The sequence below is a fragment of the Erwinia billingiae Eb661 genome (genome assembly GCF_000196615.1).
GTDB classification, from domain to species: Bacteria; Pseudomonadota; Gammaproteobacteria; order Enterobacterales; family Enterobacteriaceae; genus Erwinia; species Erwinia billingiae.
This window is the reverse complement of the sequence record NC_014304.1, coordinates 66320-89600: the sequence shown is the minus strand read 5'-3', so window position 1 is coordinate 89600 and position 23281 is coordinate 66320. Positions and strand designations below refer to the sequence as shown.

Sequence of the window (23281 nt, the reverse complement as noted above, 5' to 3'; positions counted from 1 at the left end):
TTATTTCTCTGTTCTGAAAATGAGGTTCGCCATCCTGATATCTGCCGTTTCAATCGCGCCAGCCATCCGGGCAGCCAGGTCCCTGCCAGAAAGATGAATATAAATCTGTGTTGTGGTCAGGTCGCGGTGTCCTGCATAGGTGGCAAGTTCGTGCAACTTCCAGCCCGCGCGGGCAAGGTGTGTGAGTCGCAGGTGCCGGAAGGTATGGGTTGAGATGTCCGGCATCCCAGACTCAAGCGCCCATTTCCGTACCGTTTTGCTCCAGGTCCAGAATGAAAGCGGCCCGCCCTGATTACGATCGGACTCAGAACGGAACAGGGCACCTCTTACGATTCCGGTCCGCTTCATCTGCATAAGGTGCGCGGCCAGCACTGGCACTACTGCCGGGCTGTAACAGACAATTCGTTCACGCCGGCTCTTGGTGGTTTCTGCCCGGATGCGGATGAGCCGGTGAGCAAAGTCGAAGTCGTCAATACTTAGCGAGGTAATTTCAGACCGACGCAGCGCGCCGTAATAGGTTAATGCCAGCATCAGGCGGTCACGCAGTGGGGAAGCGGCGGCATGATAAAGAAAACACTGCCACTGCGCATCGTCAGGAATGCGCGGCAGCTTTACAACGCGGGGAACCAGTCCCCGGCCGGAACTCAGCATGCCGGGCGTGCCGGATCGGGGCAGCGGATTGACCGTGCAAAGATCCAGGTACATGAGAAAGTCATACCAGAGGCGGATCGCCGACAGGCGAAGCTGGAGCGTGGCGCTGGCCGCGGAAAAAGGCATCCCGGGTAACTGAGGACTAATATAGGCAGCCAGGTCTTCAAACCGCGCCTTTTCAGGTTTAATTCCGTTCTGGCTGCAGAACGCAAAGTAATGACGGAGGGCATTGCGGTAGGCTGTTAGCGTGGCCTGCGCCCGCCCCAGATCGGATAACAGTTGCAGCCAGCGCTCTGCCAGCAACAGAACGTGTTCACTCGGTGGAATCAGCATTGCATTCTCCTCTGACAACAGCTTTGCTGTTCAAAGTTTACTCAATCAATGTTGCATTCCACGTAACTTACTAAAGAGCATAATTTGAGCTAAATGTATGAATTACATCTGAATATGTTTCTTTCTTAATTTGAAACCACGGTGCTCCCATTTTTATGCCTAGCGCTTTTGCACCGGCGCTGCGTGCGATCACACAGCCGTCGTTATTTGAGAGAACGATCACAGGCTTCCCACGTAAATCAGGGCGGAATAGCGCCTCACAGCTTGCATAAAACGAGTTCACGTCTGCCAAACCAAACATTGGCATGGTTACCTCCGGCGAGCTCGCGTGCTGTTAAACCACCAAGTGACCACACCGAGCAATTGCAGATCTTCAGGATAAATTACCGGGTAGGCCGGATTCATTGGTAGCAAAGCGAGACATGGCTGCAATTGGAGACGTTTCACTGTGAACTCTCCATTCACTTCAGCTATAACGATATCGCCCTGAGAGGCCTCTTCAGCCCGATCAACAACCATAACATCACCGTCAAATAAGCCTAACTCCTGCATGCTGCTACCACTTGCACGAACGAAGAACGTTGATGCTCGCCGACGTATGCAGAGTTCATTTAGATCAAGCTCTGACTCGACGTAATCCTGGGCAGGGGAGGGGAACCCTGCGGCGCATGGGTCAGCAAATAGCGGTACTCTGAGCTGAGGGCAAGATTCCGGCGGGCACAAGATGGTGAGTGCGCTAAGTTTATCGCCGTTCATTTGTGAAAAGCCCTAAAATGATAATTTTTAGTAGTAGAAAGGTCATACATTCCCCCTTTTGATAAACACTGTTTTTATGTACAGTATTATATGAAGGAATTAGACTGGCAAGTGGTAGGGGATGTTAAAAGCTATTAGCAATGCCAGCCCTATGAAACAGATGGAAATTTAGTCGGCGGGCTGGGTGGCCTTCAAAGATTCATGATGCTGAGGATTGGCACATAGATGCAAAGTGATTAGATTGTTGTAACTAAATCTGGGTAGGTTGTATCAGCTACTGAGTTTATTGATCGGAAATTGGGCAGCTATCTTTTTCACTTTGATGGCCTCTTCTTCAGGGATCCAAACACTTACGAAATGAAGTTTTCTACCCTCTGCATGTTCAAGTTCAGTGTAAAGGTCCCAGACTCTTTTCACGGCATTGCCTACATTTTGTTTTGATCTCGCTAAGTTGGTAGCTACGTCTGATTGTTTCTCATCTTTGACCAAGACCAGATAAGCTATCTGAGTTGTTATATCCGCAAAGGTTTCCATAGCCGGAAGAATACGATCCCATTCTTCCTGAGAAATCTTTCGTTTGTGCGCCATTTTCAAACCCTTTTATGTTCTTCAACTTAGGTTATTGTCCTTGCTCTACCAAAGTCAACGATAGTCAACGATAGATGATAATCTGAAACTCTCTCGATCTAAATCTGAAACCGTGAGGCGGTACAAAACTTGTTTTTGTGCCGCTGAGGGGTTGACCGGCTGAGCGAAGCGAGGACGGTTACAGTGCTCAAGCGAAGTTATACACTTATCCACAGTGATAATTTTTAAAGGCTTTTTTGGGTTTTTTAAGTATTTTAAAGGCTTTTTAGGTCGCGTAACCTATTGATAAGATTATCAAAACTAACCACCTTTGTGGGTATTTGCCCTATATCATGTGGGAATTCGCATTACTTAATATGGGAACCAACCCTACTTGCTATGGGAATTAGCCCTAAAACGTATGGGAATCTGCCCTATATCAGGATGTCGAGATTTAATGTGTTGACTTGTGTGTATTCTTCGGTATTGTGGGGTATAAATATTTACCCATACAAGGTTAAGTATATGGCTAACCAATTGAAAAAAAAGATTAATGTCAAACAGTCAAATGAGTTGACAGAAGCAGCCTATCATCTCTCATTGAAGTCAAAACGTGTTCTTTGGTTATGCCTTATGCAAACATATTTTACAGATGATAATGATGATGCAAGTCCAGTATTCAACGTGGCGGTATCTGATTACGAAGACATTTTCAATATAAGTCGAAATCAGGCTAGTCGCGACGTGAAGGAGGGCGTGATTGAGCTATCGCGCGCATCTATTCTGTTTTACCCGAAGAATGGTCGCAATGACATCAGAGCTTTACCTTGGTTGATTGAAGCCGGTGGCCGCTCAAGTAAGGGGCAATGGGAAATCGAATTTAATCCCCGTGTAATGCCTTACCTTTACGTTTTAGGGAACCAGTTCACCACTTACTCGCTTAGAGATTGTGGAAGCCTTAAAAATCCCCGCACTGTCAGGCTGTATGAAAGCTTATGCCAGTTCCGTAGCACCGGGATCTGGAAGACTAGTCATGAGTGGTTGGCGGATCGTTTCATGCTGCCAGATTCGCAGCGCAACAATAGCGCAGAATTAAAAAGATCATTTCTTGAACCAGCCCTGCGACAAATTAACGATAAAACTCCGCTAAGTGTTACCTATCAAGCTGATAATAATGGAAAAATGATTTTTGATATTTATCAAAAGAACGGTGTTTAAATCATATTTCACGTCAAACGTTCCGGCCATTCACTCCTGCAAAAGTAGGGGGGATTCCCACTCAATGCCATTCTGCGCCCGGCCGTGCTCGCCGGTTCAAAAGTAGGGCTGATTCCCATATGACGGCGCACGGCTGACTGGCCAGCCGCTCGCTTCTGCAAAAGTAGGGGGGATTCCCACACAATGCCATTCTGCACCCGGCCGTGCCCACGGGTTAAAAAGTAGGGGGGATTCCCATATGAAGGCGCGCAGCTGACTGGGTGGCCGCTCACTCCTGCAAAAGTAGGGGGGATTCCCACTCAATGCCATTCTGCGCCCGGCCGTGCCCGCCGGTTCAAAAGTAGGGCTGATTCCCATATGACGGCGCACGGCTGACTGGCCAGCCGCTCGCTTCTGCAAAAGTAGGGGGGGTTCCCACACAATGCCATTCTGCACCCGGCCGTGCCCACGGGTTAAAAAGTAGGGGGGATTCCCATATGAAGGCGCGCAGCTGACTGGGTGGCCGCTCACTCCTGCAAAAGTAGGGGGGATTCCCACTCGATATCATTCTGCGCCCGGCCGTGCCCGCCGGTTCAAAAGTAGGGCTGATTCCCATATGACGGCGCGCAGCTGACTGGCCGGCCGCTCACTCCTGCAAAAGTAGGGGGGATTCCCACTCGATATCTTTCTGCGCACGACCGCGCCTGCTGGCTCATAAGTAGGGCTTATTCCCATGTCAGGGCTCGCAGCTCATTTGCTGGCAGCTCTAGTTCTAAAATTAAATATAATTACAAAACTCAGCTATAAAGGTGCGTTAGGGTTGGCCTGTATATTTTGTTAGCCCCATATCTTTATCAACACAGGTTGTTAACGTTATAATTGATATTTAACATCAATAATACGTTATTGATTGATGTATTATTTTAATTCTACCAACATATATTTTGAGTTGTGCGTCTGTATTTTTAATAGAAAACCACAACATTTTTACGCATGTTAATTTCCAGCTTGGTGTGGTTTTTTATGTTATTTGTATTTTTTAATGGTTTTTGTATGAATTGAGTTCGTCAGTAAATTTTTTATGTTTCCTGCCATTCCATGGCGCTGGGTAGGATGCCTTTGTGAGCATCATTGCTATTAGCAGTGCGAATGACATGATTATTTGAATGCTTGCCCATAGATAATCCTTATCTGCAAGAGATGACAATCCAGAGAAGAGGAATGTTATATACCCTATAAGAAATGCAAATATGTAAATAGCGCCTTCTTTCGCACTTTTCTTATAGAGTTTTTTATTTAAATTAAATTTAACCTCAGCTATTTCCTCTTTGTTTAAATGCTCTGTTTCGCGGATTGATCGAATCAAAGATTTCAATCTTTTTCTTTTAAATGAGTCTAGCTTTGGGTTGCAACTAAGGATTTTCATTAATCTTCTTGCGGGTGTGATCTCAACTATTCCGGTTACTTCTCGTACTATTAGTTTCTTTAACTCATCATCAATTACCTTTATCTCATAACCTTCCATTTCCAGTTCGGATGAAAGAGATTTCATGTCCTTGTAGACTGATATTCTCTCATTGTTAAAAGTTTTAAGTCTTGCATTTAAGCTAACAACTATAGCTATTAATGGGATGAAGAAACCTATATTTCTCAGCCAGTCCATAAATTCCATTTGCTCCATTTTTAGTATTTTCGACTATTCATAGTTGACATTTCTACAGTCTGATTGATACCTTTTCAACTGTTACAAGTCGTCTAATGACGGCCACCAATGGTCCGAGAGCTTGAGAGGACCGCCTTCGGGTAGCTGAAAAAACACTCCTGCAGCCTGAAAGGGAGAACACATCAGTGTGGTACATCTGCTCACTCCTGGAAGCAGATATCGTCAACAATGCGCACCTACGACGCGACGATTGGGGTACTTGTTCACTCACCAAATCCTGGGCTTTCACATACGCCTGGCGTCTTCAGACAAGGCATCCTCAACGATGCTTTATTCACTTACGTTATGAGATTTATCAGGGATACGCCCTGAGCTGCATACGACTTTTGCAATGACGCATAAGCCCATTTGGAACATTTGGGCGCTTGCGGAAGACGCATTAGGAGCATGAAGCTGCGCGGCGTCACTTTGGTTCGAGTGAAACGAGAACAAAGTGACGCGCGCAGCGCATAACGGTCAAACCCACGCACAGTGCGGTTTTCACCATGCCGGTACAATCTGACGTGCACGTATTACGTGTTTTTAGGTGCTCAGCTGGCTATTTATCAACCACAACGCGACTTTAACGATCAACCCGTTAAGGGCGTTTTATTAGAAGGAGAATGATCGACTCGGTATCGATGGCGACATCAGGAAACTGGTGTACGGAGGCAGACTGACTAACGTCAGCACGGCGCAAGCCGCAAACAGGTCAGAGACCTGGGGAGCCTCGCAAGAACTCAACATTTCGCCGCCCCGATGCACAGATACCAGTCGAGACGCAGGAAGCGCAAAAGCAACCGTGTCATCGGGGAAGATATGTACATATTCAGAGTCACACTGCTGTGGGGTTGCCGGCCTACAGCAGTGGGTTCTGAAAGGAGATATGCAGTGTCTGGAAAATTAGGTAAGCAACTCGTCACGCTCGCACGTCAGGGCGGAGGAAGTTTTAAAACGATTTCTGATCGTTCAAAGATTGCCAGTCGCTTTTCGGAGCGACTGGCAAACCTTAATATTCAGATTCGGGACGTAAGCCATATTAAAACAAAACATATCGAAAATTATATCCGCAGCCGTCAGGGTGAAAATATATCGTCCCGAACGCTGCAAAATGAAATGGCTGCGTTGCGATCAATTCTTACACAGGGAGGGCGTAATGTACTTGCTAATCCGACGCATGAAAAACTGAGTAACCAGGCGCTTAATATTTCAGGAGCCAGTAGGGAGGGAACTAAAGTTGCGATTTCTGATTCACGTCTTATAGAAATTCTTTCATTGGTTTCAGAAAAGGATCGGGGGATTGCAATAAGTATTCAACTCGCAAGGTATATTGGTCTCCGCGCAGAGGAGACCGTTCAGTCGGCCAAATCACTCAATACCTGGAGGAAAAGTTTACAGGCCGGAAATGATAATGTGCGTGTTGTTTTTGGCACTAAAGGCGGACGTCCACGCGATGCGACAATTTTTGAAAAAGAAAAAGTCATTGGTTTATTAAATGACGCTGTTCGATACGTTGAGGGAAATAACGGAAAGTTAATCGACAAGCCAACGCTTCATCAGGCGCTTGATCGCTATCATAACGTATTACGTGAAAGTGGAATGACAGGGATACATGCACCACACAGCCTCAGGTATGCTTATTCGCAGGATGCCGTAAATTATCACCTTGAAAATGGAATGAGTCGTAAAGAAGCTGAGGCCTTAGTTTCAATGGATCTAGGTCACGGTGACGGACGTGGCGCTTACGTTGCCCGGGTTTATAACAGAGTTGATGATGAAGATTAATAAATGGCTCTTGCCATTTATCTTATTTAGGCGCTATTATTAAAACGCTTCTTACGTTGTCTTCGGACAACCACCAATGGTCAGTGGCTTGAGATGACCGCCTTCGGGTAGCTGAAATAACACTCCTGTAGCCTGAAAGGGAGAACACATCAGTGTGGTACATCTGCTCACCTTTGGAAGCAGATATCGTCAATCACGGCTCCTACTGCCTGGCGATGAGGGTACATTTAACCATCCGGCTTCGGCCTTCGTCCTACGGGGAAACTTCCCGACAGGGCACATGTTTCTCTGTTTAATGGAGAGACTATGTCTATCACCCGCTCGTTCCTGAAAGAACTACGTTTGCCATTCGATCTGGTTCTGTCAGTTGCAACCCGTGTTGCGTCTGAATGTCCAGACCTTAAGGCTGCGCTCAGAGGAACTTCGTGGCTCGCTTCACCTTCCGGTCATTACGAGTTTCATTCCCGCGTCTGGTTTGATGATCAACGTTATCACGCCATAGTCATGGCAAGAACGTCGGTTAACGGCCAGCCCGGTGATGAATTCATTTTCAGCCGGCACGGTAAGCATTTTACGCATAAGGCTGCTGCGAAAGCCGCACAGCTTGCCACGTCTGACGCTGCATCTTTACGGGTGTTCACTGCTCAGATGTAACAGCACAGACGTCTGAACCATAACATTCGCTCTGCGAATGCCCATCGGGAAACATCTTCCCGACAGGGCAGGTGTTTCCCCCTCAACCGGAGAAACACCATGCATACCCTTTCACTAGCAACATCCTTTTCCATAAAAGCCTTTTTTTCTAGTTTGTCTGCTGCCGTTATATCCAAGTGTGATCGCGTCGCTGTCGCAAACAGTAAAGAGGAGTGGATAACGAATCGTGCTGGCTCACTGAGCTTTAAGATTCAGATTCATCAGTTACCTTCTGGAAAATGGACGTCGGGCATACTCACTCGGTCCGGCACTTTTTACGGCAATCACCGGTTTGGTTCACTCAACGCTCCGGGGGAAGTGTTTCGCTCGTATAGCCAGGCTCGCCGCTCAGCACTAAAGCTGGCGAATCAGGCAGCAACGCTGCGTTATGCGTATCAGTGAGGAGGAGTTACTGATGACTCTTTCGACAACCATAACCGACATGCTGCAGTTAGCTGATTTTGAGGGCGACATGCTCATGGCATTAGCTTACCAGACTCTTGGTTTAGATGACCTTGATGAGCAGGTGCAGATTAAAGCTGAGATGCCTTTTTCTATGGCCGTTCATTACGATGTTATTTATAGCCTCGAATTTGGCAGGGCTCAGGGTCGTTATCTCACTTCAGGTTGTGCTGACATGATCAGTTCAATCCTTACTATGAGTGTCAGACTCGACCCTGAATTACATAAAAGTGTTTCTTACAGTGGTCATCATGACGGACGTGGTGATCTTGAAATTGCGCGATTAGAGTCTCTCTAATCTGACTTAACCCTGTGGGGATTTATTCCCCATCAGGGGGGTAGATCCCTTTTTATGAGGATTTATCATGACACCAATCTCCGCACCCCCTCAGCACGTTACCTATAACGTGAAGCAGACCGGATGGATCTCCCCGAGTCAGTGGCACAATTTTACTCTGGCAGTCACTGAAGCATTTTGGCTGCTGCCGGTACATCTTCGCCCTTGCTCGCCCACAAATGGTACGCGCATGGAACGCGCTTCTATGATGTATCCCTCTCCGGAGATATTTGCTTTCTCAGGAAAAGACGAAGGGGATTACATATCCAAAGGCGTGATTTTCACTCAGGACCTGAGTTCAGATTTGAGTATTGAAACTAAGGGGCAGCCCATAGATTTCTTCACACGAATTGCGCTGATACTGCTGTATCAACATTGCGAAGGTTGCTACGAAATATCGTCTTCCGCAGGTGGCGTAAGCTGGGCACTCCCGGTTCGCTGGGCAATTCGGCACCACCTGATCACTGACAGTGATTCACCTCAGCCCTTCAGCACCGCAGGTTTCATTACCGGCGCAGCTGATGAACTGCTTATCAGAAGCGTATCCGGCGCTGAACGTCCGTTTACAACGGCTGAATGGGGGCTGATTTCTGAACTTGAATTCACACTCGAAGAACTGAAAGCCGGCAAACGCTGATCCGGCGACCGACTTAACTTAACCCAACGGGGATTTACCTCCCTGTGGGTGGTAAATCCCCACTAATGGAGATTTACCATGACATATACACCAACCGGGCCTCTGGTCTTTCCGGGCGTTTACCAGCTGGAGCAGGGAGCGTCCATAACCGATGACCAGTGGATCAGATTTATCGACGCGGTTAAAGAAGCCTTCTGGCTTCTTCCCGCTCAGCTCCGGCCATATAAGCAACTTGGTTTTGACATGGCATGTGAGTATGTCCGATCGCCATGATTTTTATTATTCAAGGCAGCAACTGCGGTTGCGGCTGAACAGCATAACCGCCGACGGAAAGATCATTTCCTCGATTAGTTAATCACTTCCCCAGATGGGCGTATTTTTCGCCCATCTGGGGGAGGGATGCGCCCTTTTTTACTTAAGGAGCATCCCATGACTAAACCAACCAAAACCCGTCGTACGAAGAAAACTGAGAGCGTCGATCTGTACCAGAAAGTAACTGACCGTATTGTTGAGGCGCTGGAAAAGGGTGTGGCACCATGGAAAAAACCGTGGCGCACTGCCGGTCGCTGCGCCGCTGCGGGTCCGTTACCAGTTAATGCCTTAACCGGTAAGCCTTACAGCGGCGTTAACGTGCTGTTGTTATGGCTGGCCGCAGAGGAAAAAGGATACAGCACCGATCGCTGGGTCACGTATCGACAGGCGCAGGAGATGGGGGGGCAGGTTCGTAAAGGTGAGACATCATCCGAGGCCATAATCTTCAAGCCGTTTGAAAAACAGGCTGAAGATCTCAGCGGAAACAAACTGTTTGATGCTGATGGCAAGCCACTGATGGAGTCACGGGCCATGATAAAGCCTAACTTCCTGTTTAACGTCGAACAGTGTGACGGATTACCGGAAGGTGTCGCCGCCGTACCGCATGAATCTCCTGTAACCGAATACCCCGGCACGCTCGACTGGCCGACGGAAAAACGGATATGTGAGATTGTGCATCTGGCGGGCGTTAAGGTTGAGTTCAAATTACAGAACCGCGCTTATTACGCGCGACGCACCGATTCAATACTTATGCCAGTGGCGGATCAGTTTTTCACTCATGCCGATTATTTCAGCACGATGCTTCATGAAGTAGTGCATGCCACCGGCCATGAGTCACGACTGAACCGCGAAGGCATAACCAAAACGTCAAAAAAATTTGGCGATCCGGTTTATGCGTTTGAAGAACTAATAGCCGAAATGGGCAGCGCGTTTCTGTGTGCTCAGCTCGGCGTATTCGGTGATGTTCAGCACGATAGCTACATAAAATCGTGGCTTGAGGTTCTGAAATCCGACAAAAAGGCGCTTTTCCGTGCCTGCCGGCAGGCAAGGGAAGCTTCGGAATTTTTACTGCAGTTAACAGACAGAGCGGCTGAGGCTGCTTAACACACCAATCCGGCAGCATTGAATCATCGTGCTGCTGTCCCGTGAGGGCATTGTTCCTCACGGGACAATGCCCTCTTTTTTTACGTAAAAAGAGGAATTAACCATGTCAGACTGGTGCCATAACCGTTTAGAAATCACCGGAAAATCCGCGCTCATCGGCATTATGGAAGAGTGGATCACCGGCGAAGCCGTACCGCTGTATCGTCACGCCGTCATGCGCAGCATAAAGCTGTTTCTGGCAGGATGTGGCGGCCTGCTACGCCCGGTCAAAACGGAGTCATTTACGCCGTTTCCCGGGCTCATGCAGAGCGGGACGGGACTGGGCACGCCGGCGAATATGGCGTTTGATCAGTGGCTCGGTTTGCTGCGCAGGGATGTACCGCTTGACGGTGAGCATTTGCGTACAATCGAGCGAATTTACCATCAGTCAGGCATCGACGCGATCCGCTGGGAGAGCATTCCGGAGGTATCGCGCAGACACATTGCGCGACTCATTGAGGAACGCTATGCGGACTGGTTTGGTGTTGCCACGCTTTCCCGGGAAATCGTTCCGGGTCAGTGCTGGGAACGGCTTAGCCATCTGCCTGAGCGGGCCCAGCCCTGCGATATGCTGCAGATAATCCCAAGCCGTCTGGCCGCCGAGCTGAACGGCACGGGAGGTTTGCTTGCCGGTATGTCTACGGCCAGCAGCCTCTACTGTCGTCAGTACGGTATGGAGTGGCCGGCAGGTCATAACGTCAGCTGGCAACGTGAGGGACTGAGCAGCATAAAACTGGAGTTTGATTCAGCCTGGTTCCCGCCGGCGGGAGAGCTGGTTGCGGCGCTTTCATCCACGTTCGACTGTGAGATCCGTCACTGGTACAGCGAGCCCGTTCACGAACTGGATGGCTATGACTGTTACGACAGGGGCGATCACGTTTGCAGCGCTGAGGCGACTATTGACGAGCTGGACGACGACAGGCCCGGGCTTCATCTGGTGCCGGCTGCCGAACCCGGCGAACCAAAAACCGGATCGTCCGTAAACCGGACGGTGCAGGCATGAGTGGCAATGGTGAGTATCTTCGCTGCCGCGTGGTGTCAACGGCTCATATCAGCGCAGACGACAATGCGTTGCTGGATGAAATCACAACCCGCTCAATCGATCACGGTGAGTGGATACACTATATCGGCGGCGGATACCTGCTGCGGTTAACTTCGTGCTCTGCGCCGGTTCTGCGGCTGAAAGAGGTCGGGTTATCGAAAGAGGCCCGCCGGGTTATCGCTTCGGTAATGCGTTCGGATGCCGTGGAAATCCTGATTTTCGAATCAGGTGCTCCGGAGATTGAAGGATTCACCACGTACAGCTGGTAACCAAAAAAGGTGAGCCGTAAGGCTTGCCTCACACCCTGAGGGGAACACTTCCTCAGGGGCGTGTTCCCCTTTTTTTATGGAGAACACGTATGACTTCTACTAACCATCGCAAGGCATTCCTCGCGCTTTTCAAAGCCACGGCCCGTTATCACCACCGGCACAAGGTGTTTGAAGATTTCGTCAGCTGCGCGGCAATTGCACTGCACAACGGCGTTGCGCACGATGCTGAGCTGGAAAAACAGTATCTGAGCATAATTGCCGGCTACGAGAAAGAAGACGTCACACAGATGGCCGCGTTACTGGGTCACGTCGTAATGGCGATCGATCAAGAACGATGTGATTTCCTTGGCAGCGTTTTTATGGAGCTTGAGCTGGGTGATAAGTATCGCGGCCAGTTTTTCACGCCGTGGGACGTATCGCAGATGATGGCATCGATGCAGCTGTCCGGCATCGATGCACTGATGCAGGCTCAGGACTTCATTACCCTGCAGGAACCGGCCAGCGGCGCAGGCTGCATGGTGATCGCCTTTGCTGAAGAGTTCGCAAAGCGCGGGTATACGGTGTCAGAGCAGTTGTGGGTGTCGGTGACGGACGTTGATCCGCTTGCCGCCAATATGTCCTACATACAGCTCTCGCTCTGCGGCATAGCGGCAGAGGTCGTTACCGGCCACGCGCTGACACTTGAGCGGCGACGTACGCTTTATACTCCGCTGCACTACACCGGCAGGTGGGCAGTAAAACTTGGCCGCGCTGAGCAACACGCCGCCTGACTATAACGCCTCTCCGGAGGCGTTTTTTTTTGCAAGTCAAAATTGATTTTACGATGGATACCTATTTCCCGGCAGGGCATGGTTCATAACCTGACGCTGAAGGAGGTAATTCATACATGAAACCAACGCAGGAGCAGGCACAGATAATTGCCTGGAAAGGCAAACAACTCGTTGTTACGGCGTTCGCCGGCACAGGTAAAACGTCCACGCTGGAAGCTTACGCGCTGGCAAACCCTCAGGAACGTATGCTGTACCTTGCTTATAATCGTGCAATCCGCGAGGAGTCCGAACGACGTTTCCCCTTCAACGTGGAGTGCAGGACGTTCCATCAGCTTGCGTGGCCGTCGTTTGGACGTCACTTTCAGGCGCGGCTTGCCACATCTCTACGCGTGACGGACATCGCACGCCTTCTCAATACCCGCCACTGGCTCCTGGCACGCACCGCGCTGAGCACGCTTAATACCTTTCTCTACAGCGCTGATGGAGAAATATCCCCTCTGCATTTGCCTGATGAAAGCGACCGGTGCGGACTCGATGCGGGGAAAATACTCGGCGCGGCGCAGGTCGTATGGCATGAAATGACGCGCATAGACTCACTTTTTCCGGTGACGCATGACACTTATCTCAAGCTTTATCAGCTGTCAGTACCCAATCTCGGAAGTAAATGGGACGTTATTCTATTCGACGAGGCACAGGATGCGAATCCGGTCACCAGTCAATTCGTTCTCAGCCAGCCCTGCCGCGTCATCCTCGTCGGCGACCGTTATCAGCAAATTTATCGCTTCAGAGGAGCTGAAAACGCGCTCGTTTCTCCGCAGTTGGAAACCGCAGACCGGCTCTGGCTAACGAACAGCTTCCGGTTTGGCCCGGCGGTCGCGGGGGTTGCGAATGCTCTGCTTGCTGAGGCCGGCGAATCCCGTCAGGTCTGCGGCCTTGGCGGGGAGGACCAGATTGCAACCGAACTGCCCGCAGGTGTGGCGCACTACTGTGTTATCAGCCGGACGGTAGCGGGTGTGATTGGTGCGGCCCTGACGGCGAGCCTGGCGGAAAAAAAGGTGTACTGGGTGGGCGGCATGGAGGGATACCGCATAGGCGAGCTGGAAGATTTGTACTGGCTATCGGTTGATATGCCCGATCGCATTCAGTCGCCGCAGCTGGCGCGGGATTACCGTGACTTTGAAGAGTACCGGTCGATTGCCAAAGCAACTAAAGATCCGGAAATGGGGCAGGGTGTGCGGCTGCTGGACATGTACTTTCCCCTGCCAATGCTGCTGGCCGTACTGAAAAAACAGGCCGTAACGCGCGAAACCGAGGCTGACGTGACGGTAGTGACCGCGCACCGGAGTAAAGGACTGGAGTGGAATGCGGTCAGGATCAACGATGATTTTATTGATATTACTGACCCGCTTCTTAATCGCCGTGAAAAAGAAGACGAGCTAAATCTTCTGTACGTCTCGGTTACGCGCGCGCGCAAAGTTCTGGTTCCCAATGAGCTGGTCGGCATCCTAACCGGTTGCCTGGACGCGCTGAGTGAGTCCTCTGAAAAACCGGACGATGCTGACTTACGGAGCGCCGGGGTTACGCTTCATATAAGTAATAAATCAGAATCATCAGGAAGTTAAAATGTTCAGTAAGCTTATTACACTGATATCCGGGGGGGCGTCCTCCGCAAAGCCCACGCCGGCTGGCGGTAAGACCCCGCCGGGATATTTCGCACCGCAGTCTGCCGTGCAGCTGTTCTCTTTGCCGCAACGTAAGCTACTGCTGAGGCAGATCTGGGATAACACGTCTCTGCCGGAGGATGTCTATAACCGGCTTTATATGGCACCGCTGAACATACTCGCGGAGTGCGTGCAAAACGTGCCGGCCAGCGCTGAAGGTGAATGGAGTAAAGAGGGAGGTTTCATTGATCTCACCCTAAAATTTACCGCTTGCAGCGTCAGGCTGGCAAAAGGGCATATGTTTCCACCGGGTGCGGCACCCGAAGAGCAGGCCGCCAAAAATACGCTCTGGAACGCGATCGTTTTCTGGTCAGCTCTCACCACGCATCTGCCGCAACTTACCTGCATTGAAGGGGAGTTAATGGACGGACAGTGCTGGATGCCCGGCGTGATGCCGCCGGCTGCGCCTTATCGTTTCAGGATAAGCAATGCGGCTAATTCCGCTACCTCAACAATGATGGCCGCAAGGCTGTTGCCAGTTGACGGCGTGACCTGGCTTAGCGGGGAACGCCAGGCTATGAAGGTGATGGCTTCGCTGGCTGCTGGAGATGCATCGGCCATGCCGCTTATTAAGGATATTCTCGACAAAGCGCGAGGCATCTGTGGTTCGCCTGACAGTTCCCTGGAGGCCGGTTTACCTGCAGTGGCTGCTGTACCAACATCGGCCACTGTGCATCCGGCGCTGACTTTACCTTACAGCATCCTGACTGCCGGCACTGCACTCGACGGGATCGAATCGGTTGATTTAACTGAACTGGCCTCTGGTATCGCTCCTGTGAGCCCAGAATCACTGTTAACCGCAGCGGAAGAAGCCGTATCTTTATCCCCGGCACTTTCAGAAAACAGCGGCACACAGACTGAGCAGCCAGAGCCCGAAATTGCGGCAGAAGACGATACAGCCGTTCTTCTCAGCATGTTTGGCGCAGCTGAAACGGCAGCCGTTGATGTGGATGACCAACAAGAAAGCGCTGATACGGTCATTTCAGAAGATGAGTCTTTGGCTCAGAACAATGATGACAAGTTAATAACGACCCCGGATGAAAACGAACAAGTAATTCTCAATCCTGAGTCGGATCAAACAATTCCTTTGATTTATTCCATGCTGGGTCCGGATAACAACAAAGAAAGTTCTGCTGATAGATCAGAAATTATCAAGACTACAGATGATAATGAGTCGGGCAATTTGGGGGAGCAGTTCTTATTGTGGCTTAAAGTGTCTGTCAATGATAAAACGCTCAGCGTTAACGAGAGTGACAGTCTACTTCATGCTGTAAGTGGGTTTATGTTTATATCCCTTCCTGGAGCCGCATTTAAATTTATAGAGGCTACGGGTATCGATAGTGATAGAAGGGCAGTACAGGCGTCATTTGAAAAAAATGGCGTATTGCATATGCGTAACGACAAGCGTTTTTTCAGGGTTCGTATATATGAAAGTGAAGGGCTGGAAGGTAAATATCAGAAGCGTAGCGGATATTTAGTCAGGATATCTTTATTTTATCAGGCAGGAAATGATAAGGTTAAGGATAGTCGTTATATTTTAATTGAAAATTAATGAGGAGCCCTACTGGGCTCCCTCAACTAACTCAGGCCGGAATAGCATTTTTCACAGCGTCAGGAACAACAGGTCTGCCGTTAGCAATGCAGGTCGCGGTGAATACGGCTTCTGCATACACGGTGTCGTTAACCAGTATTTGCTGAACAAAATTGACGCGACTGCGCTTCTCATTCGCCTGAAGGCTGCATGTTACCTGCATTTCATCACCTTTCTGCAGGCTCTTTTTAAAGCGCAGTGTGTATTCCAGGATCATGTGGATGCGTCCTTCAGCGAACTCCTGCTCCAGGTCCAGTCCCAGCGATTCTTTCATAAACGCGTGGCGCGTCCATTCCATATAGAAAGGATAATACAGGCCATCCACAATGCCCTGAAAATCAACATGCTTTTCGTCTACGGAATAGGTTTTGGTAAACATTATAAGTCCTTAAAGTAGTTCAGTAGTGCAAAACGCATTGGCAGTATCAAATTTTCAAATTCCTTTTGCGAGGTGTTTACCCCGGTGCAGATGTTGAGCGCCATGCTCACATCGTCCTCAATGCCATAAATGAAACTAATGCCGTGATATATGTTGTGCTCTCGCCTTTGATCATCAATGACGTTGTTTCTTTCATTACGAAGGGCGTCGTCCCATATAACCGTGCTTACGTCACCTTTCTTTATTTTGGTAAGTTCAATTCCCATTTTAATTAACAGGCTGTCTTTGTACTTTCCGCCGTAATAAAATTTATTATCCCAATCTGCATATCCATTGCTTTGATGGGCTGAAATATTGTTGTTGAAAACCAGTAGTGTAGAGATGTAAGTTGTCTGCTCGAATTTATCGAGAAAACTAATCACCTCATTACTACATTGGTGAAATTTTAGCTTCACTTCTTTTGTATCCACTTAACTCTCCGGCATTCGTAAATATCGCCCTTATTGAGTGTTATGCGCTGGCTTCCTTCTAAAATAATTGATTGTTCATCCATCACTTTAAGAACACCAATATGCAGTCCATTCGCACTTTTCACATAGCACAGCTTGTTGTTATTAGGGTCGATATTTGTGACCGTGGATACAATACAGAACTCTCCGAAACTGATATATGGTTCGCCATACATGCCTCCTATCTGGATCAACTCCACGTCAGGCAGCTGACGGCTTGCAAGAATGAAGAGTGTATCTTCGTCAAGTTTCGCATATTCGGTAAACTGTGGAGGAAAGCCTTCACCTGTCATGATCCATTGGCCGTTAACCTGCAGCCCGTTCTCGGTGAAAAATTCGGCAATAACATGTATTACATCCATTCTACGGGCAGGGATTGAACCATCAGATTCCCAGCGCGTATAGGTGGTGTAAGAAAGATCCATGTTTTTTTGTTGTATGAAGCCCACAACTTCCTGTGGGGTAGTGCCCGTCGCAGCCCTGCAACACTTCAATCTCTTCTCAATCGTGTCTAACATTCGCATTCCTTAACGGAAATTATTGTAATGATTTTAAAGGAAAAAGCTGCATTAGGTTTGGGAATAATTCCTGGTGAATGGGAAAAAATTGCATAAAAGCCATTAGTGATGGTAATATGTAAAAAGTTAAGAAATTTAGTGTTAAACATTATCATAAAATGACCTTTCCTTGACACTTTTACGTGAGAAGTGAGGGCGTAACCCAATCGGAAGTGAACCGATAGGGGTTTTTGAGCAATCAGGGATTCCGGTCCGTTTTAGCAAATTGAAGAATCTTAGCCTTATTTGGGTTAAGGAGATTCCTAAGTAAAACTTAACTTGGAGACGATATGCCCTCACATAATCAATCACGCTCACCGGCACCGATTATTTATATAGGTCCAGCCAGACGTAGCAGTCTTGAAGGATGTGCGGTGAAACTAACCCATGCCTCCGGCCGTGTTATCAGCGCTTCAAAAATCGTTCAGGGTCTGATCGACACATACTTAGACGTATACGTTAGCGAGCTAACGGATAAACCCGTCATTAGTTAACTCTCCCAATTATTCATAGTTCAGGAAATCCACTTATTTTGTGGAGGAATAGACACATGCTAAAGCAGCCTGCCACTTCGTTAGATGTACCGATCTCGACAGAAGCCGAACAATGCGTTTTAGGTGCGTTGATGCTGGATAATGATCGTTGGGATGAAATTAATCTTCTGTTGAAAACTCAGGATTTCTTCCTTGCTGCCCATCGCCATATATTCAAAGCAATGAGCGTATTGTCTTCAAAATCCTCGCCTATTGATCTTATTACCCTTAGCGAAAAGCTGGAGCATGAGGGAGCGCTAGATCATTGTGGCGGGTTTGCCTATTTAGCCGAGTTAAGCAAGAACACACCTTCAGCCGCAAACATTCTTGGTTATGCGGCCATCGTTATCGAAAAGAGCCGTTTGCGAGCTCTGCAAATAATCGGCAATAGCCTTGTAGCTGATATTCATGCTAATCGATTGAATTCACGAGAAGTTGCCGAGCATGCTGAAGATGCCCTTTTCGAACTTAGTGAGCAGGGCGTAAGCGCAAACGAGTGCGAATCAGAGATTTTGTTTGCCCTTGACCAAGTGCTAAGCAAGCTCGAATTGGCTACCGCGATTGAAAACGGTATCACTGGTACATCCACAGGTATGTCTGAATTAGATTTCATGACTTGTGGCTTACAACCAGGAGACTTGATTCTTCTTGCTGCGCGTCCCTCTATGGGGAAAACATCCTTGGCCGTCAGTTGGTGCATCGGTGCAATCGAAAGCAGGCCGCAGGAAGCTGTTTTTATTTTCAGCATTGAAATGCCAACCGATCAGCTGACCATGCGCATGCTATCAATGCGTAGCCGTGTTGATCTTACCAATCTTCGTAGTGGCAACTTGAGTGACGAAGATTGGGGACGCATCAGTCAGGGAGCAAAAGAAATCGCTGCCTGGCGCGATCGTCTCATTATTGATGACAACAGCTCTCAGACACCGGCAACTCTTCGCACCCGCGCTCGTCGCTATGTTCGTAAGTACGGAAAACCATCTCTAATCATGGTTGATTATCTTCAGCTTATGCGATGTCCAGATATGGAAAACAGAACGCAAGAAATTGCGGAGATTTCCCGATCGCTTAAAGCGCTGGGTAAAGAGCTAGGCTGTCCAGTTCTTGCTCTGTCTCAGCTCAACCGTCAGGTTGAGCAGCGAGCCGATAAACGTCCCAACAATGGAGACCTTCGGGACTCAGGAGCACTCGAACAGGATGCTGACCTTATTGCTTTTATTTACCGCGATGAGGTTTACAACACCAACACGGCACATCCAGGTCAGGCTGAAATCATTATCAGTAAGCAGCGTCAGGGGCCAACGGGCACAATCAAAACGCAATTTGACGGTAAGTTTACTCTCTTCAGTGAATACCCTGAGGGAGGGTATGACCTCGGTTACAACTTCAGGAGTTCTGGGCAATGACAAAACTTCAAGTTATTGAGAATTCGACCGGACATAATGGAACTTTCGCAAGGGTTTTCACACTCGATGACCTATGTGTAAATCCCGATAACCCGCGTAAAAGCCGTAATCCTCTGTTTGATGATTTGAAAGCATCGATACGCGCACGCGGACTCAATTCTGTACCTTTTGTGACGCGTGACCCACGCCTTCCCGATGGTAAGTGGACTTTTAGCGATGGTGGCAACACTCGTTACACCATCATGCGTGAGCTTTGGGATGAAACTGGAGATCAGCGTTTCTTCCGAATGACCTGTATTGAAAAACCTTGGCCTGGTCGTTTTCAATGCCTTGCAGGGCACCTTGCTGAAAATGAAACACATGGACAGCTGACTTTCATTGATAAGGCCATATCTGTAAGTGAAGCGCGATTACTGCTTGAAGAAGAGCGTGGAAAAAAAATCTCTTTGCGTGAATTAGCTACTGAACTGACCAACACCGGCCTACCAGTGCATTTTTCCAGCGTAAGTCGAATGGAAGATGTGGTGACGAATATCTATCCATGGATGCCTGTATTGCTTGCGTCGGGGTTTGGTGGACGTGAGCTTCGAAAATTGCTCAAACTTCGACATGGCGCTGAAGCAATTTGGGATAAGTATCTCTTTGAAAATAATGTTGGTACTGAATACAGCTTCAACGATGTGTTTGGTGAATGCTGCCGGAAATTTGATGACCCTGAGTTGTGGTCAATCGAAATGTTCACTGATGAATTCATTGGTGATCTGACTAATGCTTTTCCATGCAATGAGCTCGATTATGATGGCTGGTTACTTGAGCTACGCGGTGCTGATAAAGCAAAAGTAGAACCTGCGGAAGACATAGCTTTTTCTGTCTCCCCCGCCTTACCTGCCACGTCATTAATAGTGGCAAATGATGATGTAACAGCAGAACCAATTCAGCCTTCTGATGAGCTTCCTTCAGATGATTTAGCGCACTGTGAAAATGCTGACAAGGGTAACTTTCTAAATACTCAGCAATCTTCTGTAAACAATGAATCCAAGGATTCATCTTCTTTGGGGAGTCGGGAAGACGAAACCTACGTAACGCAAAATCAGGATGATTTGTTAGAACCATTTACTCAACCAGACAGCAATCCCCTCTGGCACGTAAGTGCCCTTCAAGATGATATTGAGCATCTGCAAAGTATTGCCTGGCGTTTGTGCTGGGATGTAGCCAGTGCACATGGTTGTGGTGATGCCTTAGAAGTCTCAAATGAAAATGCATCACAGCTTGGCTACCGTCTATCTGTGCCTGCAGATGATGCTCATATTGTAGCTTCATTCCTTGCTTCGCTGGCAGTAGATGCGCCCTATCCGGATGCTGTGAACATAAATACTAAATTGCTGATCGGGTCATCTAAATCAGCCACACCAGTTTTTGATGACGAGCAAACCCTGAGTGTTTTTAGGCTAATCAGGATCCTTCGTCGTCTCCGCGAACTGCAGCGGCAAAGCGCTGCCTCTATTGTTCCTGTAAATGAAGGGTAACTGATGAACACGAACCTCTCCCGCGCTGCGAATGGCTTCTTGCTTGACTTGGTTATGGAGCTTAAAAACGGGTTTATACGTCGCTGTGACAAAATGGGGCTTACTTCTGAAGAGATTGCAACGCTGAAGGACATGACCATTGAAGATATCCATTACATCATCAATAGCGAAGTTTCAGTGCTTTCGTTTCAGATAAATCAAGACAACCTTGCACGGCTGATGACACAAGCAAGAGAAGAACAAACGCGTAAGCAAAGGATCGACCGGGCTCTGGCGCTCGGGGGATCAATCAAACTCATGGAGCACTTTTTCGGCCTAATGAGCAATGATGTAGCAGCGCGTCGTCGGATCGCGGGCATAAAGGTTCGTGCAGGTCGGGGAACCGTTCTTAGCGATGAGCAGAGTACCGAACTATGGGAGATTTGGGCGACAAATGACAATAAAACACTTCGTAGTGATTCGGACGAAGGGCTGGATTTGATGCTGCTTGCTGCTGAACAGATGGATATCTCGCTTACTGCCGTTTGGAACACAGTTCTTAGGTGGGAAAATGAAAATCTGACAGCCGCAACCCGGAGAAGAGCATGACACAAATCCCTAGAAAAAATTCACTGTAATCAGTTGGAGGCGCAAGTGCGGTTTAACGAAATCATACCGGGTCTTAAAGCTCCAGTGACGGTTCCATCATCACTGCGTAAAAAAGCGGCCGGCGCAGTTCTGCGATTCTGGCAGGGTGAGCGAAATTACAAGCGTCTAAATGAAAACAGAACTGGCTATTACAAAATCGATCTTGGCCCGTTCTGGCGTCTGCTTAGCCGTGATGAAGGGCGCACCTGGGAGATGATGAATCATGAGCGCTATAACACGGCTATGCGTAACTAAAACGTAGTCAGAATGCTGAGCGATGGCCTCCCAATAGGTGCAGCGCTCAGCATTTTTTGTATTCAGAAGGTGAATAATGACATTACCGGATGACAGCCTTATCAATCAGGCAGTCACAAAATTAACTGATCGGCTGACAGCACGTTTACCGGAAGAACAAAACAACTACGTCCGTGGTGGTCTGTTGTTCACGGGGAACATACATGATTCCATGCCGCGCCGGTTGCTTCTCGATCAGCGCCTCTCTCCGCTGGACAAAATGGGCTGGATAATAATCCGTCTGCACGCTTTGAGTAATGAAGGTGCCGTTTTTCCATCCTATGAAGAATTGCAGTTCCAGTTAGCAACACCAGGAAAAGGTAAAGCATCAAAAGAAACCATCAGTCGGATACTACTCATGCTGCGCATCACCGGCTGGCTAAGTCTCTGTAAACGCGTCAGGGATGAAAAGGGGAGGGTAAGAGGAAATATCTACGCGCAGCACGATGAGCCTTTATCCTTTTCCGATGCAGAAACTTTTGACCCGCAGTGGCTTAAAACTGTGGCGGAAGCCTGTCTAAGTAGTAACCGCACCATCAGCACCACGGCCAAAACAATCATCAGTGAAATCCGGCTTGCCCCCGATATGCATCACCACCGTAGCTATCTACAGATGATTGATGCTCGCTTGGGGTCAGCACAAATCCCTGATGAGTTAGCCAGTCGTGCCGCATTCACTCAGGCGGGTCATTCCCCGGGTTCGGATTCCGAACTTAGTATAAAAGTAGAGGGGCAAACACCAAGTTCGGGATCCGAACATAGTGATAACGCGGGGAACGGCAGCCAGGTTCGGAAACCGAACAGTTACGTACGTAGTTCTACTAATACAACAGATAAAACATACGTAACCGGTTCGGTTTGCCTGCCTGTTGACTTTGTATCTCTGCTGAAACCTGAAGACAGGGATATGGTAAACCGCCAGTTGCAGGCGCTGTCGCCAGAGCGATCCGCTCTCGTGCTATCGAATGTTATTCGTGCACAGCGCGAGGGTAGCCTGCAAAACCCGCTCGGCTGGTTGTTGACGGTGCTTAAAAAGGCCCGTCAGGGGGAACTTTATGCCTCTGATAGTGGGCGAAAAGTATTTGATCACCTAAGCCAGTCATCACGCCCTGAACTGCGTCCCTTTAAGCCTTCCCATCCTGAAAACCGACAGACGTGCAGTGAAGAGCGTGTCAGGGAAATCGTTCAAAGTCTTCGCGTGTCTGTTGGAACACAGAAGAAATGACAAGTCGGCCAATATCAAAGTTTCAATGGTGCCCCTCAGTGCTGTGAAGGTTAATAAAAAAAAGTGTTGCGCGGTGCAGTGGTGATTAAAAAACGACCAGTGTTGCACGGCGCAACACTGATTAAAAAATGACCATCATTGCACTGTGCAACACCGGTCATTAATTAATCAGGTCTTGTAGTAAACAAATTTTGCGTTTTGAAAATCTGGTTTTGGATTGTTTACGGTCCTCTCAGGAATGAGGATTCCAGCTTACT

Annotated in this window: 24 protein-coding genes and 1 pseudogene; 17 read left to right on the top strand and 8 right to left on the bottom strand. The window is 48.6% G+C overall.

Annotated features, from left to right (window positions below; translation table 11 throughout):
• The 4 genes and pseudogenes from EBC_RS00475 to EBC_RS00460 all read right to left on the bottom strand — a co-directional run bounded on the left by EBC_RS00475 (window position 1) and on the right by EBC_RS00460 (window position 2328).
• Window positions 1-984, bottom strand: coding sequence for a tyrosine-type recombinase/integrase (locus EBC_RS00475; RefSeq protein ID WP_010260799.1), 984 nt, complete (start codon window positions 982-984; stop codon window positions 1-3).
• Between the two features lie 73 nt (window positions 985-1057).
• Window positions 1058-1285: pseudogene (locus EBC_RS00470) on the bottom strand (Y-family DNA polymerase); the annotation flags it as partial.
• An 8-nt stretch (window positions 1286-1293) separates the two neighbouring features.
• The gene (gene umuD, locus EBC_RS00465) at window positions 1294-1740 is read right to left on the bottom strand and encodes a translesion error-prone DNA polymerase V autoproteolytic subunit (protein ID WP_013199812.1); all 447 of its coding nucleotides are present in this window, start codon (window positions 1738-1740) and stop codon (window positions 1294-1296) included.
• Between the two features lie 270 nt (window positions 1741-2010).
• On the bottom strand, window positions 2011-2328 hold the full coding sequence (locus EBC_RS00460; protein WP_013199811.1) for a TrfB-related DNA-binding protein: 318 nt from the start codon (window positions 2326-2328) through the stop codon (window positions 2011-2013).
• 504 nt (window positions 2329-2832) lie between these two features.
• On the opposite strand from EBC_RS00460, the gene EBC_RS00455 reads away from it, so the two are divergent.
• Window positions 2833-3525 carry a replication initiation protein gene (locus tag EBC_RS00455; RefSeq protein ID WP_013199810.1) on the top strand — a complete coding sequence of 231 codons (693 nt, stop codon included), beginning with the start codon at window positions 2833-2835 and terminating at the stop codon, window positions 3523-3525.
• A 1018-nt stretch (window positions 3526-4543) separates the two neighbouring features.
• Here the strand turns inward: EBC_RS00455 and EBC_RS00450 are convergent.
• The gene (locus EBC_RS00450) at window positions 4544-5176 is read right to left on the bottom strand and encodes a hypothetical protein (protein ID WP_013199808.1); all 633 of its coding nucleotides are present in this window, start codon (window positions 5174-5176) and stop codon (window positions 4544-4546) included.
• A gap of 921 nt (window positions 5177-6097) precedes the next feature.
• On the opposite strand from EBC_RS00450, the gene EBC_RS00445 reads away from it, so the two are divergent.
• The 11 genes from EBC_RS00445 to EBC_RS00395 all read left to right on the top strand — a co-directional run bounded on the left by EBC_RS00445 (window position 6098) and on the right by EBC_RS00395 (window position 15929).
• Window positions 6098-6991: an integrase domain-containing protein gene (locus tag EBC_RS00445; RefSeq protein ID WP_013199807.1), complete on the top strand. Its 894-nt coding sequence runs from the start codon at window positions 6098-6100 to the stop codon at window positions 6989-6991.
• A gap of 306 nt (window positions 6992-7297) precedes the next feature.
• Window positions 7298-7645: a hypothetical protein gene (locus tag EBC_RS00440; protein ID WP_017802818.1), complete on the top strand. Its 348-nt coding sequence runs from the start codon at window positions 7298-7300 to the stop codon at window positions 7643-7645.
• 99 nt (window positions 7646-7744) lie between these two features.
• Window positions 7745-8086, top strand: a complete 342-nt coding sequence (locus EBC_RS24870) for a hypothetical protein (RefSeq protein ID WP_013199806.1) — start codon at window positions 7745-7747, stop codon at window positions 8084-8086.
• Between the two features lie 13 nt (window positions 8087-8099).
• Entirely contained in the window at window positions 8100-8444 is a 345-nt protein-coding gene (locus EBC_RS00435) for a hypothetical protein (RefSeq protein ID WP_013199805.1), read from the top strand.
• Between the two features lie 67 nt (window positions 8445-8511).
• Entirely contained in the window at window positions 8512-9120 is a 609-nt protein-coding gene (locus EBC_RS00430) for a hypothetical protein (RefSeq protein WP_013199804.1), read from the top strand.
• 429 nt (window positions 9121-9549) lie between these two features.
• Window positions 9550-10536: an ArdC family protein gene (locus tag EBC_RS00420; protein ID WP_013199802.1), complete on the top strand. Its 987-nt coding sequence runs from the start codon at window positions 9550-9552 to the stop codon at window positions 10534-10536.
• 103 nt (window positions 10537-10639) lie between these two features.
• Window positions 10640-11578, top strand: coding sequence for a DUF1281 domain-containing protein (locus EBC_RS00415; protein WP_013199801.1), 939 nt, complete (start codon window positions 10640-10642; stop codon window positions 11576-11578).
• Complete coding sequence (locus EBC_RS00410) at window positions 11575-11886, top strand: DUF5983 family protein (protein ID WP_013199800.1); 312 nt, start codon at window positions 11575-11577, stop codon at window positions 11884-11886. The genes EBC_RS00415 and EBC_RS00410 overlap by 4 nt, the downstream gene beginning before the upstream one ends.
• Window positions 11887-11975: 89 nt before the next feature.
• Window positions 11976-12656: an N-6 DNA methylase gene (locus tag EBC_RS00405; RefSeq protein ID WP_013199799.1), complete on the top strand. Its 681-nt coding sequence runs from the start codon at window positions 11976-11978 to the stop codon at window positions 12654-12656.
• 116 nt (window positions 12657-12772) lie between these two features.
• Window positions 12773-14278, top strand: coding sequence for a UvrD-helicase domain-containing protein (locus EBC_RS00400; protein WP_013199798.1), 1506 nt, complete (start codon window positions 12773-12775; stop codon window positions 14276-14278).
• A 1-nt stretch (window position 14279) separates the two neighbouring features.
• A complete protein-coding gene (locus EBC_RS00395; protein ID WP_013199797.1) occupies window positions 14280-15929 on the top strand; it encodes a TraI domain-containing protein in 1650 nt (549 codons plus the stop codon).
• A gap of 31 nt (window positions 15930-15960) precedes the next feature.
• On the opposite strand, the gene EBC_RS00390 is transcribed toward EBC_RS00395, so the two are convergent.
• Genes EBC_RS00390 through EBC_RS00380 form a run of 3 tightly spaced genes read right to left on the bottom strand, consistent with a single transcriptional unit; the run spans window position 15961 to window position 17374 of the window.
• Entirely contained in the window at window positions 15961-16347 is a 387-nt protein-coding gene (locus tag EBC_RS00390; protein WP_013199796.1) for an acyl-CoA thioesterase, read from the bottom strand.
• Window positions 16347-16817, bottom strand: a complete 471-nt coding sequence (locus tag EBC_RS25945) for a hypothetical protein (RefSeq protein WP_015056497.1) — start codon at window positions 16815-16817, stop codon at window positions 16347-16349. Before EBC_RS25945 ends, EBC_RS00390 begins: the two co-directional genes overlap by 1 nt.
• Window positions 16799-17374 carry a hypothetical protein gene (locus EBC_RS00380; RefSeq protein ID WP_013199794.1) on the bottom strand — a complete coding sequence of 192 codons (576 nt, stop codon included), beginning with the start codon at window positions 17372-17374 and terminating at the stop codon, window positions 16799-16801. The genes EBC_RS25945 and EBC_RS00380 overlap by 19 nt, the downstream gene beginning before the upstream one ends.
• Window positions 17375-17963: 589 nt before the next feature.
• Between EBC_RS00380 and dnaB-PI the strand changes: the two genes are divergently transcribed.
• From dnaB-PI to EBC_RS00355, 5 genes are all read left to right on the top strand, one after another.
• Window positions 17964-19352, top strand: coding sequence for an SPI-7-type island replicative DNA helicase (gene dnaB-PI, locus EBC_RS00375; protein ID WP_013199793.1), 1389 nt, complete (start codon window positions 17964-17966; stop codon window positions 19350-19352).
• Entirely contained in the window at window positions 19349-20878 is a 1530-nt protein-coding gene (locus EBC_RS00370) for a ParB family protein (protein ID WP_013199792.1), read from the top strand. The genes dnaB-PI and EBC_RS00370 overlap by 4 nt, the downstream gene beginning before the upstream one ends.
• A 3-nt stretch (window positions 20879-20881) precedes the next feature.
• Complete coding sequence (locus tag EBC_RS00365) at window positions 20882-21466, top strand: DUF2857 domain-containing protein (RefSeq protein WP_013199791.1); 585 nt, start codon at window positions 20882-20884, stop codon at window positions 21464-21466.
• Between the two features lie 45 nt (window positions 21467-21511).
• Window positions 21512-21760, top strand: a complete 249-nt coding sequence (locus tag EBC_RS00360) for a ParE family toxin-like protein (RefSeq protein WP_013199790.1) — start codon at window positions 21512-21514, stop codon at window positions 21758-21760.
• A gap of 76 nt (window positions 21761-21836) precedes the next feature.
• Window positions 21837-23024, top strand: coding sequence for an STY4528 family pathogenicity island replication protein (locus tag EBC_RS00355; RefSeq protein ID WP_013199789.1), 1188 nt, complete (start codon window positions 21837-21839; stop codon window positions 23022-23024).
• Window positions 23025-23281 lie beyond the last annotated feature (257 nt).

Bases quoted from the DNA above. Each gene is read 5' to 3' on its own strand.
- EBC_RS00475 (WP_010260799.1), bottom strand. From the start codon at position 984: ATGCTGATTCCACCGAGTGAACACGTTCTGTTGCTGGCAGAGCGCTGG.
- EBC_RS00420 (WP_013199802.1), top strand. From the start codon at position 9,550: ATGACTAAACCAACCAAAACCCGTCGTACGAAGAAAACTGAGAGCGTC.
- EBC_RS00395 (WP_013199797.1), top strand. From the start codon at position 14,280: ATGTTCAGTAAGCTTATTACACTGATATCCGGGGGGGCGTCCTCCGCA.
- EBC_RS00380 (WP_013199794.1), bottom strand. From the start codon at position 17,374: ATGTTAGACACGATTGAGAAGAGATTGAAGTGTTGCAGGGCTGCGACG.
- EBC_RS00370 (WP_013199792.1), top strand. From the start codon at position 19,349: ATGACAAAACTTCAAGTTATTGAGAATTCGACCGGACATAATGGAACT.
- umuD (WP_013199812.1), bottom strand. From the start codon at position 1,740: ATGAACGGCGATAAACTTAGCGCACTCACCATCTTGTGCCCGCCGGAA.
- EBC_RS00455 (WP_013199810.1), top strand. From the start codon at position 2,833: ATGGCTAACCAATTGAAAAAAAAGATTAATGTCAAACAGTCAAATGAG.
- EBC_RS00355 (WP_013199789.1), top strand. From the start codon at position 21,837: ATGACATTACCGGATGACAGCCTTATCAATCAGGCAGTCACAAAATTA.
- EBC_RS00365 (WP_013199791.1), top strand. From the start codon at position 20,882: ATGAACACGAACCTCTCCCGCGCTGCGAATGGCTTCTTGCTTGACTTG.
- EBC_RS00435 (WP_013199805.1), top strand. From the start codon at position 8,100: ATGACTCTTTCGACAACCATAACCGACATGCTGCAGTTAGCTGATTTT.
- EBC_RS00430 (WP_013199804.1), top strand. From the start codon at position 8,512: ATGACACCAATCTCCGCACCCCCTCAGCACGTTACCTATAACGTGAAG.
- EBC_RS00400 (WP_013199798.1), top strand. From the start codon at position 12,773: ATGAAACCAACGCAGGAGCAGGCACAGATAATTGCCTGGAAAGGCAAA.
- EBC_RS00415 (WP_013199801.1), top strand. From the start codon at position 10,640: ATGTCAGACTGGTGCCATAACCGTTTAGAAATCACCGGAAAATCCGCG.
- dnaB-PI (WP_013199793.1), top strand. From the start codon at position 17,964: ATGCTAAAGCAGCCTGCCACTTCGTTAGATGTACCGATCTCGACAGAA.
- EBC_RS00460 (WP_013199811.1), bottom strand. From the start codon at position 2,328: ATGGCGCACAAACGAAAGATTTCTCAGGAAGAATGGGATCGTATTCTT.
- EBC_RS00410 (WP_013199800.1), top strand. From the start codon at position 11,575: ATGAGTGGCAATGGTGAGTATCTTCGCTGCCGCGTGGTGTCAACGGCT.
- EBC_RS00450 (WP_013199808.1), bottom strand. From the start codon at position 5,176: ATGGAATTTATGGACTGGCTGAGAAATATAGGTTTCTTCATCCCATTA.
- EBC_RS00405 (WP_013199799.1), top strand. From the start codon at position 11,976: ATGACTTCTACTAACCATCGCAAGGCATTCCTCGCGCTTTTCAAAGCC.
- EBC_RS00390 (WP_013199796.1), bottom strand. From the start codon at position 16,347: ATGTTTACCAAAACCTATTCCGTAGACGAAAAGCATGTTGATTTTCAG.
- EBC_RS24870 (WP_013199806.1), top strand. From the start codon at position 7,745: ATGCATACCCTTTCACTAGCAACATCCTTTTCCATAAAAGCCTTTTTT.
- EBC_RS00440 (WP_017802818.1), top strand. From the start codon at position 7,298: ATGTCTATCACCCGCTCGTTCCTGAAAGAACTACGTTTGCCATTCGAT.